General features: G+C 59.9%; 12 protein-coding genes. All 12 read left to right on the forward strand.

What is annotated here, in order from left to right; translation table 11 throughout:
- Positions 1-30 precede the first annotated feature (30 nt).
- The gene (locus HGP17_RS13890; protein WP_168809818.1) at positions 31-1,626 is read left to right on the forward strand and encodes a cytochrome ubiquinol oxidase subunit I; all 1,596 of its coding nucleotides are present in this window, start codon (positions 31-33) and stop codon (positions 1,624-1,626) included.
- A 6-nt stretch (positions 1,627-1,632) separates the two neighbouring features.
- Positions 1,633-2,787 (forward strand): cytochrome d ubiquinol oxidase subunit II, encoded by a 1,155-nt coding sequence (gene cydB, locus HGP17_RS13895; protein WP_168809819.1) that lies wholly within the window; start codon positions 1,633-1,635, stop codon positions 2,785-2,787.
- A gap of 17 nt (positions 2,788-2,804) precedes the next feature.
- On the forward strand, positions 2,805-2,930 hold the full coding sequence (gene cydX / locus HGP17_RS13900; RefSeq protein ID WP_168809821.1) for a cytochrome bd-I oxidase subunit CydX: 126 nt from the start codon (positions 2,805-2,807) through the stop codon (positions 2,928-2,930).
- Between the two features lie 276 nt (positions 2,931-3,206).
- Positions 3,207-4,610: a PLP-dependent aminotransferase family protein gene (locus tag HGP17_RS13905; RefSeq protein WP_168809823.1), complete on the forward strand. Its 1,404-nt coding sequence runs from the start codon at positions 3,207-3,209 to the stop codon at positions 4,608-4,610.
- A gap of 195 nt (positions 4,611-4,805) precedes the next feature.
- Complete coding sequence (locus HGP17_RS13910; RefSeq protein ID WP_168809825.1) at positions 4,806-5,210, forward strand: DUF983 domain-containing protein; 405 nt, start codon at positions 4,806-4,808, stop codon at positions 5,208-5,210.
- Positions 5,211-5,820: 610 nt separating this feature from the next.
- On the forward strand, positions 5,821-6,705 hold the full coding sequence (locus tag HGP17_RS13915; protein ID WP_168809828.1) for an AraC family transcriptional regulator: 885 nt from the start codon (positions 5,821-5,823) through the stop codon (positions 6,703-6,705).
- A gap of 205 nt (positions 6,706-6,910) precedes the next feature.
- Complete coding sequence (locus HGP17_RS13920; protein ID WP_168809830.1) at positions 6,911-7,996, forward strand: sugar ABC transporter substrate-binding protein; 1,086 nt, start codon at positions 6,911-6,913, stop codon at positions 7,994-7,996.
- Positions 7,997-8,067: 71 nt separating this feature from the next.
- Positions 8,068-8,889, forward strand: a complete 822-nt coding sequence (locus HGP17_RS13925; protein ID WP_168809832.1) for an ATP-binding cassette domain-containing protein — start codon at positions 8,068-8,070, stop codon at positions 8,887-8,889.
- The gene (locus HGP17_RS13930) at positions 8,886-10,136 is read left to right on the forward strand and encodes a sugar ABC transporter permease (RefSeq protein ID WP_168809834.1); all 1,251 of its coding nucleotides are present in this window, start codon (positions 8,886-8,888) and stop codon (positions 10,134-10,136) included. Before HGP17_RS13925 ends, HGP17_RS13930 begins: the two co-directional genes overlap by 4 nt.
- A gap of 25 nt (positions 10,137-10,161) precedes the next feature.
- The gene (locus tag HGP17_RS13935; RefSeq protein ID WP_168809836.1) at positions 10,162-10,890 is read left to right on the forward strand and encodes an SDR family oxidoreductase; all 729 of its coding nucleotides are present in this window, start codon (positions 10,162-10,164) and stop codon (positions 10,888-10,890) included.
- Positions 10,890-12,521, forward strand: coding sequence for an FGGY-family carbohydrate kinase (locus tag HGP17_RS13940; protein ID WP_168809838.1), 1,632 nt, complete (start codon positions 10,890-10,892; stop codon positions 12,519-12,521). The genes HGP17_RS13935 and HGP17_RS13940 overlap by 1 nt, the downstream gene beginning before the upstream one ends.
- Positions 12,522-12,763: 242 nt before the next feature.
- Entirely contained in the window at positions 12,764-13,162 is a 399-nt protein-coding gene (locus tag HGP17_RS13945) for a cupin domain-containing protein (protein ID WP_168809840.1), read from the forward strand.
- The last annotated feature ends 289 nt before the right edge of the window (positions 13,163-13,451 follow it).

Raw genomic sequence — 13,451 nt, forward strand, 5'->3', positions numbered from 1 at the left:
ATTCACACCGCAGGGGGTGGGAGAAAGACTATGGAACTCGATATCGTGGCGCTGTCGCGCCTGCAGTTTGCCATGACGGCGCTGTATCACTTCTTATTCGTGCCGTTGACGCTCGGCCTTTCCGTGCTGCTTGCCATCATGGAAACCACTTATGTCATGACCGGCCGTCAGATATGGCGGCAGATGACGAAGTTCTGGGGTACACTCTTCGGCATCAACTTTGTTCTCGGCGTCGCCACGGGCATTGTGATGGAATTCCAGTTCGGCATGAACTGGAGCTATTACAGCTATTATGTCGGCGATATCTTCGGCGCGCCTCTCGCGATCGAGGGGTTGATGGCCTTCTTCCTCGAGGCGACGTTTGTCGGCCTGTTCTTCTTCGGCTGGGACAAGCTTTCGAAGGTCGGCCATCTGGTCGCGACCTGGGCTGTGGCGCTGGGCTCGAATTTCTCGGCGCTATGGATCCTGATCGCCAACGGCTGGATGCAGAACCCGATAGGCTCGGCGCTTAACCCGCAGACCATGCGCATGGAGATTGTCAGCTTCTTCGATGTCGTCTTCAATCCGGTCGCGCAGGCAAAGTTCGTTCATACCGTTTCTGCCGGTTATGTCTGCGCTTCGGTTTTCGTGCTGGGCGTTTCGGCCTGGTATCTGCTGAAGGGTCGCAGCGTCGAGCTCGCAAAGCGTTCGATGACAGTTGCGGCCTCTTTCGGTCTTGCCTCGGCGCTGTCCGTCGTGGTGCTTGGCGATGAGAGCGGATATCTGACGACCGAGCATCAGAAGATGAAGCTCGCCGCGATCGAGGCCATGTGGAAGACGGAGCCAGCACCGGCCGCCTTCACCGCCTTCGGTTTTCCGGACCAGGAAGCCCGCGAAACGCATTATGCTATCCACATTCCCTGGGCCATGGGTCTGATCGGCACACGCTCGTTGACGACGGAAATTGCCGGCATCGACAAGCTCGAGGCGCAGGCGAGGGATCATATTCGTCAGGGTATCAAGGCCTATGATGCGCTGATGAAGATCCGCGCGGCAAATCCGGCGACGCCCGGTCAGGCTTCGCAGGACGTTGCGACAGCGCGCACCTCTTTCGAGGACATCGGTCATGAGCTCGGTTATGCGCTGCTGTTGAAGCGATATGTCGACGATCCGCGTCAGGCGACGGAAGAGCAGATCGCTCAGGCCGCGCGCGATACCATTCCGCATGTGCCGACGATCTTTTGGGCGTTTCGCATCATGGTCGGTCTCGGCATGTTCTTCATCCTGCTGACCGCGGTCTTCTTCTGGCTGTCAGCGCGACGCCGGCTGGATCACTATCCGCTGCTTCTGCGTATTGCCGTCTTCGCTATCCCGCTCCCCTGGGTCGCCATCGAGCTGGGCTGGGTCGTTGCGGAGTTCGGTCGCCAGCCGTGGATCATCGAAGGCGTGCTGCCGACGGCGGCGGCGGTCTCCAACCTTGGCGCCGGCACCGTGCTTCTCACCATCCTCGGCTTTGCCGCGCTTTATACCGTGCTCATCGTCATCGAGATGACGCTGATGATCAAGGCGATCCGCAAAGGTCCCGAACCGGATGACGAACCGGAGGCCAAGCTGATTTCCGAAAACCTTGTTCCGGCCGCGGAGTGACCCGTCATGATCCTGCATGAATTGATCGACTACGAAACCCTGCGTGTCATCTGGTGGCTGCTTCTCGGCGTGCTGCTGATCGGCTTTGCCGTCACCGACGGCTTCGACCTCGGCGTCGGGACGCTGCTGCCGTTCGTCGCAAGGACGGATACGGAGCGGCGCATCGCCATCAACTCGATCGGCGCGACCTGGGAAGGCAATCAGGTTTGGCTGATCCTCGGAGGCGGGGCGATCTTCGCCGCGTGGCCACCGCTCTATGCCGTATCGTTCTCCGGCTTTTATCTCGCCATGTTCGCCATCCTCTTTGCGCTGATCCTGCGGCCGGTTGCCTTCAAATATCGCTCCAAGCGCGAGAGCGCTCGCTGGAAAGCAGGATGGGATTGGGCGCTTTTCATCGGAGGCTTCGTTCCGTCGCTGATCTTCGGTGTCGCTGTCGGCAATGTGCTGCAAGGCGTGCCGTTCCGCTTCGATAACGACATGCGCATCTATTACGAGGGATCTTTCTTCGCGCTTCTCAACCCATACGCTTTGCTTTGCGGCGTCCTTTCGGTCGCGATGCTCGTCATGCATGGCGCGGCCTGGTTGCTGGTGAAGACGGATGGCATCGTTGCGCAGCGCGCGCGTCGCTTCGGCATCATCGCCGCGCTGATGGTGATCGTGCTCTTTGCGCTTGGCGGCGTGTTTCTGTGGATGGGGGTCGATGGCTATCACATCGCAAGTGCTATTGATACCAACGGGCCGTCAAACCCGTTGCTGAAGACAGTCGAACACAGCGCCAAGGCCTGGTTCGCCAATTACAACGCCCATCCGTGGATGATAATCGCACCTGTTCTTGGCTTTGTCGGGACAATAGCCGCCTTGCTCGCCATGCTCGGCCGGCGTGAAGTCACGGTCTTGCTCCTCAGCAAGCTTGCGATCTTCGGCATAATCTCGACGGTTGGCCTGTCGATGTTTCCTTTCCTTCTGCCATCGTCGCTCGATCCGCGCTCCAGCCTCACGGTCTGGGATGCCTCGTCCAGTCACATGACGCTGTTCATCATGCTCGTCGTATCCATCATCTTCCTGCCGATGATCCTCGCCTACACCGCCTGGGTCTATCATGTGCTGTGGGGCAAGGTCGACGAGAAGACGGTCAACGACAAGGGCGGTCACGCCTACTGATCCTGAGGAGATTTCCTATGTGGTACTTTGCCTGGCTTCTCGGCTTTCCCCTGGCGGCGGCATTCGCCGTTCTCAATGCCATGTGGTACGAACTTGTCGACGATCAAGCGAAAGTCAAAGCGGCAGACGCACAGACGAAATAAACGATGACTGATCGTTGACGGTTATTTGACTGGATGGTCGGCCCGCCGGGCAACTGGCGGGCCGACTGCGTTTTCATCTGTGTTCGAAAGCTATCGACCCAAAACCATAGGTTCCGGCGCCTAACCGCGATGTGGGAAGATGTTGCGACATTTGGTCGTTTGATGGATGAAATGTGGAGTTGGGAACTCTACATGGGCTCTGTTGTATGCAACAATATACCATCAATGCCGGTGCGATTGCCTTTTCAGTTGCCGGTTCGCCCTGCGGAGCATCGAATGAAGAACTGGTACCCCGACCTCAGCCGCTCCTCCAGTCCGCGCTATATCGCCATCGCAGACCTCATTGAAATGGATTTGCGCAGCGGTGTTCTGGTCGCGGGGGATCGCCTGCCGCCGCAGCGTGTGCTTGCCAAAAGCCTTAATATCGATTTCACGACGGTGGCGCGCGGATATGTTGAGGCGCAAAAGCGGGGACTGGTGGATTCCCATGTCGGGCGCGGGACGTTCGTGACAGGCAAACAGGAGCGTGAACGCCGTGGATTTGCGATAGATACGGCGTCGGACCCGCGTCGTGCGTCGGCGATCGATTTTTCCATGAACCTGCCGCCGGAGCCGAATGAGCCGGATCTTCTTGCTCGCATGCGCGAGGGTTTATCCGTCGTTTCCGCCGATCTCGTTTCCCTGTTGCGTTATCAGGGCTTTGGAGGCGCGGCCATGGACAAGGAGGCCGCCGCGATCTGGCTTGGACGGCGCGGCATCAATCCGGCGCAGGAGCGCATCTTCATAACGCCCGGCGCACACCCGGCGCTGCTGGCAATCTTCGGCCTGTTGGCCAAGCCCGGCGATACCGTGCTGTCCGAAAACATCACCTATCCCGGGATGCGTTCGATTGCGGCCCAACTCAGGCTCAATCTCGTCGGTTTGCCGATGGATGAATTCGGCATCTCACCCGATGCTTTTGCGGAAAGCTGTAAACGTCTGCAACCAAAAGCACTTTATCTGAACCCGACGCTGCAGAATCCGACGACTCTCACCGTCCCGCATGAGCGACGTGAGGCGATTGCTGCCGTTGCGCGGACCTATCGAGTGCCTGTCATCGAGGACGATGCCTATGGCTTCATTCCCCTGGATGCGCCGGCGCCGATTGGTGCGATAGCGCCCGATATCACCTGGCATATCGGCGGACTGGCGAAATGCCTCGGTGCAGGACTTCGTCTCGCCTTCGTCGTCGCGCCCGATACGAAGACGACATGGCCTTTTGTCAGCGCTCTGCGCAGCAGCAACGTTATGGCATCGCCGCTCAATACGGCGCTTGCGACCCGCTGGATCGAGGACGGAACGGCTGATGGCATTCTGCGCTTTATCCGCACCGAGGCTGCTGCACGCCAGAAGATGGTCGCGGATATATTGCCTTCCGGCAGCTATCGCGCCGATCCGATCAGTTTCAATATATGGCTGCCTTTGGGCAATGGCTGGACGCGCGCGACGTTCAGCAGCCACATGCGCAATGCGGGAATTGGCGTCGTGGCGAGCGATGCCTTTACGGTGGAGGGTGCCGCTCCGGAGGCGGTTCGCGTCTGCCTGGGCGGCCCGATCGGCAGGGAGGCGTTGCGTAGCGCGCTGGACTTCATGGCGCACGCCCTGGAAGGGCCGCCGGAAATGGCGGCATCCTTCTTTTAGCCGTTTGCGGCATTCGCGATTGACCGGAAAAAGATCGGCTTAGATGCGACGGCGCTAGGCACGTTCGCTTCAGCGTGCCTGCGTCATTCTGGCGAATAGACTCGCATGTTGCATTCATTGTAGTTATATTGAATGCATCCAATCGGATTAATTGATTGCATGCGCATTTGTTATTGATTCAGGAGTGGTGCCGCTATGGACGCCGATTATCCGCCGCTGAGCCCTTTGCAGACCGGCCTTCGTTGCCGTTGCCCCCGTTGCGGGCAAGGCCGTCTGTTTGATGGTTTTCTGACCCTTCGCAAGGAATGCGAAGCGTGTGGTCTGGATTATTCCTTTGCCGATCCTGCCGATGGGCCGGCTTTCTTCGTGATTTGCTTTGCCTGCATTCCAAGCGTGCTGCTTGGTGTTTGGCTCGAAGTCGCCTTTTCTGCGCCGATCTGGGTTCATTTCCTGGTGACGGGGCCGTTTATGCTGGCGACCTGCATTCCACCGCTTCGGCCGCTCAAAGGCTGGTTGGTTGCGAGCCAGTATTTCTACAAGGCAGAAGAGGGCAAGCTCGTTCGCCTGCCGGAAACCGAGCCCCCGCACTCGGCGAACTAAGGTCTGCAGGAATTCATCTTGAACTGCTCACCGCCACGCCGAGATGGATGATGGCGCAGCTGCGCCGTGACAGAGACTGCAATAATCGAAGTTGGATTCGACGATGATTTGAAAAAATGAGGCTGCTGAAGCAGCAATTTGAGGTGGTGATCCTCACGATACATAGCGTCAAGTAATAGCCTGGAAATATCAAAATGTGGGATTGGTTCCCTATCGTCTTCATTGCGTTCAAGGTTGTCGTGTTAGGCACGGGTATGTTCTTCGCCATCAAGTGGCATCACGATCAGGACAAGAAGAAATAACAAAGCCAGCGGTCTGCGGGTGGGGGCTGACCAGCGGCACGCTGGCCGTAGATCGCTGTCAGTTCTAAGCAGACTCTCTGCGCCTCGCGCTTGATATCAGTGCTTCGGCATTGCAGCGCTCATCCCGCACTGCACATTCGGGCAAATAAGCGACCCTCCATGTCAAAAAAGTATCGGTTAAGCGTACAGGGCGTAGTAGCGGCAGGTTGCCGCAAGGCGTAGATTTGACCTCATGGACGACGTGATGGCCTCTGGGAGGAGGCGCCGCAGCCCTAGCAGCATGCGGACGGACGAAAGGAGGTTGGCTGATGAATCCCGATTTGGAAGTGGTCGCGATCGGCAGCGGGGAATCCTTCAAGGCGTGGGAGCACGGTTATCCCTACCGCACGGTTCGTTGGCATTTTCATCCCGAATATGAAATCCACCATGTCGTCACAACGACGGGTCAATATTTCATCGGTGACTTCATCGGCGAGTTCGAGCCCGGCAATCTGGTCCTCACGGGTCCGAACCTGCCGCATAATTGGGTGAGCGACGTGCCCGCCGGCGTCACCCTGCCGCTGCGCTGTCGTGTGCTGCAATTTTCCGAATCCTTCTTTGCCGACGCCAGCAAGGTCTTTCCCGAACTGTCGGCCTGCACGGGCATATTGGAGACGAGCCGTCGGGGTGCGCTCTTCACGCCTGAGACGGCCATCGTCGTCGGCCCGATCCTCGGAAAGTTGGTCGAGGCATCGGGCATTCGCCGGATCGAACTCTTCATGAATATTCTCGATGCCATGAGCCGCGCCGAAGATACGCGTACGCTCGCTAGTGCCGGCTATCAGCCGGATCCTTCCGGCTTCATGTCTGCGGGTGTCAACCAGGCGCTGGCTTATATCAATGCGCATCTGACAGAGCCGTTCGGCGAATGCGATCTCGCGGAACTGACGGGCCAGAGCCCGAGCGCCTTTTCCCGCAGCTTCCGCCGTCACACCGGCATGGCGCTTGTTCAATACGTCAATCGGCTGCGCATCAACTTCGCCTGCCATTTGCTAATGAGCAAGGCCGAGATGACGATCACCGACATCTGCTTTGCAGCAGGCTTCAACAATATCTCGAATTTCAATCGGCGTTTTCTGGATCAGAAGGGCATGGCGCCCTCACGGTTCAGATCGCTTTTGGCACAGCACGCACGCGCGGTGGAGGCCGCCTAACAAAAGGGAGGACAGGGAGGAGTATCACGATTTGAGGCAAGCGAACGGGCAGGCATCTTTGCCGCTCGAAGGAAAAGCTTTGTCCAAAATTTACAGTCGCGTCGGTCACATGGCCGCTCTCGGCGAACCACCAAAGAAGAGCATCGCGTGCGAACAGCCGTGATGATCGAGGGAAACTATTACCATTTGGAACGGAGAAATTCCAATGAAGCATTTCACACTGAAAATCGCAGGCGCCGCCGTGCTTGCTGCCGGAGTTCTGGCCGGCACTTCCGCCTTCGCGCAGTCGGCCAAGGTGACGGACGCGACCGTCGCCTTCCTGATGCCGGACCAGAGCTCGACACGCTATGAAGAGCACGATTTCCCAGGCTTCCAGGCTGAGATGAAGAAGCTCTGCGCTGGCTGCAAGGTCATCTATCAGAATGCCAATGGCGACGCTTCGCGTCAGCAGCAGCAGTTCAACTCGGCGATCTCGCAGGGTGCGAAGGCGATAGTGCTCGATCCGGTGGACTCGACGGCCGCCGCCTCGCTCGTCAAGCTGGCGCAGAGTCAGGGCGTTAAGGTCATTGCCTATGACCGCCCGATCCCGTCGGCTGCCGCCGACTACTACGTCTCCTTCAACAACGAAGAGATCGGCAAAATGATCGCCAAGTCACTGGTCGATCACCTGAAGGCCAAAAGCGTGAAAGCGGGTGACGGCGGCCTTCTCGAGATCAACGGCTCGCCGACGGATGCAGCCGCCGGCCTGATCAAGAAGGGTATCCATGCCGGTCTCGCCGACGGCGGCTATCCGGTGCTGGCGGAATTCGATACGCCGGAATGGGCGCCGCCGAAGGCGCAGCAGTGGGCGAGCGGCCAGATCACCCGCTTCGGCAAGAAGATCCTCGGCGTTGTCGCTGCCAATGACGGTACGGGCGGTGCTGCTGTCGCCGCCTTCAAGGCGGCCGGCTATGATCCCGTCCCGCCGGTAACGGGCAACGACGCCACCATTGCTGGCCTGCAGCTCATCATTTCCGGCGACCAGTACAATACGATTTCCAAGCCGAGCGAGATTGTGGCTGCGGCTGCTGCCAACGTCGCCATCGAATTGCTATCGGGCGAGGCGCCGAAGGCCGACACGAAGCTGTTCGATACGCCGACAAAGCTCTTCACGCCGGCCCTGGTGACCTCTGAAAATCTGAAGGCCGAGATCATCGACAAGACCGTCAACGACAAGCCGATCCAGACGCCGGCACAGCTCTGCATCGACCGCTATGCCGACGGCTGCAAGAAGCTCGGCATCGGCAGCTGAGCCTTTTGTCAGATCCGGCCGCGTCGGCGGCCGGAAACTCGTCCTATTTCAATCCGAGAAGGTGGCCAGTCATGAGTGACGCTTCCGACCAAAGAGCCCCGTCGGGCGAGCCTGTGCTCAGCCTCAAAGGCATCTCCAAACACTTCGGCGCCGTCTCGGCACTGACGGATATCAACCTCGATGTGCATGCCGGTGAAGTCGTCGCACTTGTAGGCGACAATGGGGCCGGCAAATCGACACTCGTCAAGGTTCTGGCCGGCGTGCACCAGCCGAGTTCAGGCACGATCACATTTCGCGGGAAGCAGGTCACGCTCAGCGATCCGTCAACTGCGCTCGATCTCGGCATAGCTACGGTCTTTCAGGATCTGGCGCTTTGCGAGAATCTCGATGTCGTTGCCAACATCTTTCTGGGTCGGGAAATGAGCCCGATGAAGCTCGATGAAACCGCGATGGAAGTTCGCGCCTGGACGCTGCTCAACGAGCTTGCCGCCCGAATCCCAAGCGTTCGCATTCCGATCGCATCGCTTTCGGGCGGCCAGCGACAGACGGTGGCGATCGCCCGATCGCTGCTGCTCGAGCCGAAGCTCATCATGCTTGACGAGCCGACCGCAGCACTTGGCGTCGCGCAGACAGCCGAGGTGTTGAACCTCATCGAACGCGTCCGCGACAAAGGCCTCGGCGTCATCATGATCAGTCACAACATGGAGGACGTCCGCGCCGTCGCCGACCGTATCGTCGTGCTGCGCCTCGGCCGCAACAACGGGATCTTCTATCCCGACACGTCAAACCAGGAACTCGTCAGCGCCATCACCGGAGCCACGGAAAATGCCGTGTCGCGCCGGGCGGGGCGGCGTCAGGCCCAGCAGGAACAGAGAGAAGGGGGCCAGCCATGAGCCAGGACAGCAAGCAATCCACCATGCTGCTCGACCGCAGCGATGTCCGCGTCAACCACGACACCGGGCTTGCGGCCACCATCCGCGCGTCGATCGATAAAGTCCGCTCCGGCGATTTGGGCTCGCTGCCGGTCGTCGTTGGTCTCGTCATCATCTGGACGGTCTTCGGCACGCTCAACCCGACCTTCCTTTCCAGCAACAACCTCGCCAACCTGCTGTTCGACGCCTCGACCGCCGGCATCATCTCGCTCGGCATCGTCTGCGTGCTGATGGTCGGCGAGATCGATCTTTCCGTTGGTTCTATCAGCGGCTTTGCCTCGGCCATGGTCGGCATGCTCTGGGTGAACGAAGGCTGGCCGGTCGTTTTGGCTATCCTGGCCGCGCTCGTCGTCGGCGGCGTGATCGGTGCCATCTACGCTGTGCTGTTCAATCGGTTGGGCATGCCGAGCTTCGTTGCTACATTGGCAGGCCTTCTCGCAGTGCTGGGCATGCAGCTTTATCTGCTCGGTGCGACTGGCTCGATCAACCTGCCCTATGGCTCGGCGATCGTGAACTTTGGCCAGTTGCTGGTCATCCCGCGTCCGCTTGCCTATGTCTTCGCGCTCATTCCGGGTGCGGTCATGCTGATCAGCGGCTTGAGCGCGGTACGGCGACGCAAGCAGGCAAACCTCTCGGCACCGTCGGTCGGAGGATTGCTGGTGAAGGCGGCTGTCATCACCGTGGCTCTGGAATTCGTCGCCTTCTATCTCAATCAGGATCGCGGCATTCCCTGGATGTTCGCTCTCTTTGTCGTGCTTGTTATCGTCATGGATTACGCGCTGACGCGCACGCAATGGGGCCGCTCGATGTCTGCCGTTGGCGGCAATCGCGAGGCTGCGCGCCGTGCCGGTATCAATGTCAGGCGCATCTATACCAGCGCCTTCGTGCTTTGTGCCATGTTCGCGGCCCTTGGCGGCGTGCTGGCGGCTGCGCGCCTGGCGTCGGCCAGCCAGCAGGCGGGCAGCGGCGACGTCAATCTGAATGCAATTGCAGCAGCCGTCATCGGCGGTACGAGCCTGTTTGGTGGCCGTGGGAGCGCCTATTCCGCTCTGCTCGGCATCATCGTCATCCAGTCGATCGGCAGCGGCCTCACCATGCTCGATCTGTCGTCGGCGCTTCGCTACATGATTACAGGCGCAGTTCTTGCCGTTGCCGTCATCGTCGACTCGCTCGCCCGTCGTTCCCGCGCCTCGCATGGGCGCGGCTGATTTCTTCAAGAAGGTAAGGATTGTTATGAGACAGGATTTTGCCGGCAAAGTCGCCGCCATCACCGGGGCCGCGTCTGGAATTGGCCTGGAATGCGCCAAGTCGCTATTGAGCGAGGGCGCCAGCGTCGCCCTCGTCGATCGGGCCGAGGACAGCCTGAAAAGCCTTTGCGCCGAGCTCGGGCCGAATGCCTTTCCCGTCGTCGTCGATCTCCTGAACCCCGAGAGCGTGGCGACGATGATGCCGCAGATCCTCGGCAAGTTCGGCAAGCTCGATATCTTCCATGCCAATGCCGGCGCCTATATCGGCGGCGAGGTCGCGGGAGGCGATCCGGATGCCTGGGACCGGATGTTGGATCTGAATATCAACGCGGCGTTCCGATCGGTCCGGATGGTGCTGCCCCACATGATCGAGCGCAAGACCGGCGATATCATCATGACCAGCTCGATCGCCGGCTTGGTGCCGGTGGTATGGGAGCCGATCTATACGGCATCCAAGCATGCCGTTCAGGCCTTCACGCATACGGTTCGTCGTCAGGTCGCCAAGCACGGCATCCGCGTCGGCGCCGTGGCGCCGGGTCCGGTGGTGACGGCGCTGATCAGCGACTGGCCACAGGCTAAACTGGACGAGGCGATTGCCGCCGGCGGTCTGATGGAGGCGACGGAAGTGGCGGAAGCTGTGGTCTTCATGCTATCCAGACCGCGTAATATCGTAATCCGGGATCTCGTGATCCTGCCTTTGAGTACGGATCTCTGATGACGGCACCTTATTTTATCGGCATCGATGTCGGCACGGGCAGCGCCCGGGCGGGCGTTTTCGATGCGCATGGCCATTTGCTCGCAGCCGCCAAGCGGCCGATCACCATCTGGCATGAGGCCGGCAGCATCGTCGAGCAGTCGAGCGAGCAGATATGGAAGGCGGTTTGCGAGAGCGTCAAAGAGGCTGTCGCCGCGGCGAAGATCGCATCCAGGGATGTCGGCGGCATCGGCTTCGATGCAACCTGCTCGCTGGTCGCGGTGAAGGCGGATGGCAGCCCCGTGGCTGTGGGGCCATCGGGCGATGCCCATCGCAATATCATCGTCTGGATGGATCATCGTGCGGCTGGCGAGGCGGCGGAGATCAACGCCGGCAATCATGCCGTCCTGCGCTATGTCGGCGGCCGGATCTCACCCGAGATGGAGACGCCGAAGCTGCTTTGGCTGAAGCGCAACCTGCCGCATTCTTTCGCAGCCGCCGACCATTTCTTCGATCTGGCCGATTATCTCACTTGGCGAGCGACCGGCTCGCTGCAGAGATCAGTCTGCACAGTAACCTGCAAATGGACTTATCTCGCTCATGAGAAGCGCTGGGACGCACAATATTTCAAGGATATTGGCCTCGGCGAACTCGCGGATGAAGGTTTCGTGCGTATCGGAACGGACATCGTCGAGCCGGGCGCAGCGCTTGGCGCGGGCTTGAACGAGTGGGCGGCGCGCGATCTCGGTCTTGCCTTGGGAACGCCCGTCGGCGCGTCGCTCATCGATGCCCATGCCGGCGGTGTCGGGACGCTGGGCGGGCAGGGAGCAGACGGCGGTGCGGATGTCAGGAACCGGCTTGCATATATCTTCGGCACCTCGGCCTGCTCGATGGCCTCGAGCGCAGAGGCAGTGTTTGTCGACGGCGTTTGGGGCCCTTATTTTTCCGCGATGGTGCCGGGCCTGTGGCTGACGGAAGGTGGCCAGTCGGCTGCCGGCGCCGCGATCGATCATCTCGTCACCATGCATCCGGCAACCGATGAAGCCCGCCAGAAGGCTGAAGCCGAGGGTCTTTCGCTGGTCGCGTGGCTCGACCGGCAGGCGACAAAAGCCGGCGGGCGTGCATCCGATGCGGTGAAGCTTGCGCAATCGATCCAGGTCGTTCCCGAATTCCTCGGCAACCGGTCACCCTACGCCGATCCGGATGCGCGCGCAGTCATTTCCGGCCTTGGGTTGGAAACCGGCATTGATGATCTCGTTGCCCTTTATATCGCCGGGCTTTGCGGAATCGGCTACGGCCTGAGGCAATTGCTCGAAAAACTCACGCAGTATGGCATTGCCCGCGATCTCATTATCGCAAGCGGCGGCGCGGCCCAGAGTGGGCTTGTGCGGCAGCTTCTCGCGGACACGACGGCGACACCGGTTGCGGTTGCGGATACGGAGGAACCGGTTCTTCTCGGTGCTGCCATGCTCGGAGCGACGGCCGGCGGACATTGCGGCTCGCTTTTGGAGGCGATGGCCGTCATGTCGCGGCTCGCCAAACGTTTCGAGCCGGCCGATGGTGCAATCAAGCTAATGCATGAACGCCGATACAAAGCCTTCGAGCTGCTGCAGTCAGCCGATCGCAATATTCGCGCGCTGATGGCAGGCTAAGCTGTCATCGAGCCGTTAAGGCGTTCAAGGTGTATCCTCGCCATTGGTCTAAGGATATGCAAAGCGATGCGAGCGCTCTCAACAGCGAACGGCTTGCTCATTTGCTTGGCGCTGGAAAAGCGATTTATCGTTCCGATTCATAAGTCCATGCATGAACAAGCCCCTACCGCTCTTTGGATGGTGGGTTAAATTGTCTCCGATGGACATGTGCCGCTACGCCAGCATCAGCAGAGGACACCACTATGGATATCAAGAAGAACGGTACGCAGCCTTCCGCCAAAGGGCCGTCCGACTGGTTCACCGGTACGGTACGCATCGACGCTTTGTTTGCCGCCAACGATGCGCGCCGAGGTGCGGCGGGCAGCGTCACGTTCGAGCCGGGCGCAAGAACTGCGTGGCATACGCATCCGCGTGGGCAGACGCTGATCGTTACAGCCGGTTTCGGTCTCGTTCAACGCGAAGGCGGTCCTATCGAGGAAATCCGGCCGGGCGATGTCGTTTGGTTCGAGCCCGGTGAGAAGCACTGGCACGGCGCCTCGCCGACAACGGCCATGACACATATCGCGATCCAGGAGCATCTCGACGGCAAGGTTGTCGAATGGCTGGAGCATGTGACGGATGATCAATATACGGCAAGGTGAACGCAGCGATTGAGGTTGCGCGTCCGACGCCGATCACTTGCATGTGTTCTTGCGTGCCATGGCTTTGCCATAAGCCGGCTTCACGACTTGCTTCAAGTGGAGTCCGTATCGCCTTGATTCGGGCTCCTTGTTGACCATGCACGAGACTCTCGGCTCGCCGTGATGGCAGGCAGATGGGGGAATATGATGCTTCGGCTAGTAATTGGCGCGGCTCTCGCGCTTGCGGCGTTAAGCTGGTCCAACGCGCAGTGCATGCAAATGCCGACAGGCTTCTCGCTGCCGTCGAAGA

This window comes from Rhizobium sp. P38BS-XIX, from assembly GCF_012641435.1.
Taxonomy (GTDB): domain Bacteria; phylum Pseudomonadota; class Alphaproteobacteria; order Rhizobiales; family Rhizobiaceae; genus Rhizobium.

Coding starts and splice junctions, on each gene's coding strand:
- HGP17_RS13920 (WP_168809830.1), top strand. CDS start 6,911: ATGAAGCATTTCACACTGAAAATCGCAGGCGCCGCCGTGCTTGCTGCC.
- HGP17_RS13915 (WP_168809828.1), top strand. CDS start 5,821: ATGAATCCCGATTTGGAAGTGGTCGCGATCGGCAGCGGGGAATCCTTC.
- HGP17_RS13925 (WP_168809832.1), top strand. CDS start 8,068: ATGAGTGACGCTTCCGACCAAAGAGCCCCGTCGGGCGAGCCTGTGCTC.
- HGP17_RS13940 (WP_168809838.1), top strand. CDS start 10,890: ATGACGGCACCTTATTTTATCGGCATCGATGTCGGCACGGGCAGCGCC.
- cydX (WP_168809821.1), top strand. CDS start 2,805: ATGTGGTACTTTGCCTGGCTTCTCGGCTTTCCCCTGGCGGCGGCATTC.
- HGP17_RS13890 (WP_168809818.1), top strand. CDS start 31: ATGGAACTCGATATCGTGGCGCTGTCGCGCCTGCAGTTTGCCATGACG.
- HGP17_RS13910 (WP_168809825.1), top strand. CDS start 4,806: ATGGACGCCGATTATCCGCCGCTGAGCCCTTTGCAGACCGGCCTTCGT.
- HGP17_RS13930 (WP_168809834.1), top strand. CDS start 8,886: ATGAGCCAGGACAGCAAGCAATCCACCATGCTGCTCGACCGCAGCGAT.
- HGP17_RS13905 (WP_168809823.1), top strand. CDS start 3,207: ATGAAGAACTGGTACCCCGACCTCAGCCGCTCCTCCAGTCCGCGCTAT.
- HGP17_RS13935 (WP_168809836.1), top strand. CDS start 10,162: ATGAGACAGGATTTTGCCGGCAAAGTCGCCGCCATCACCGGGGCCGCG.
- HGP17_RS13945 (WP_168809840.1), top strand. CDS start 12,764: ATGGATATCAAGAAGAACGGTACGCAGCCTTCCGCCAAAGGGCCGTCC.
- cydB (WP_168809819.1), top strand. CDS start 1,633: ATGATCCTGCATGAATTGATCGACTACGAAACCCTGCGTGTCATCTGG.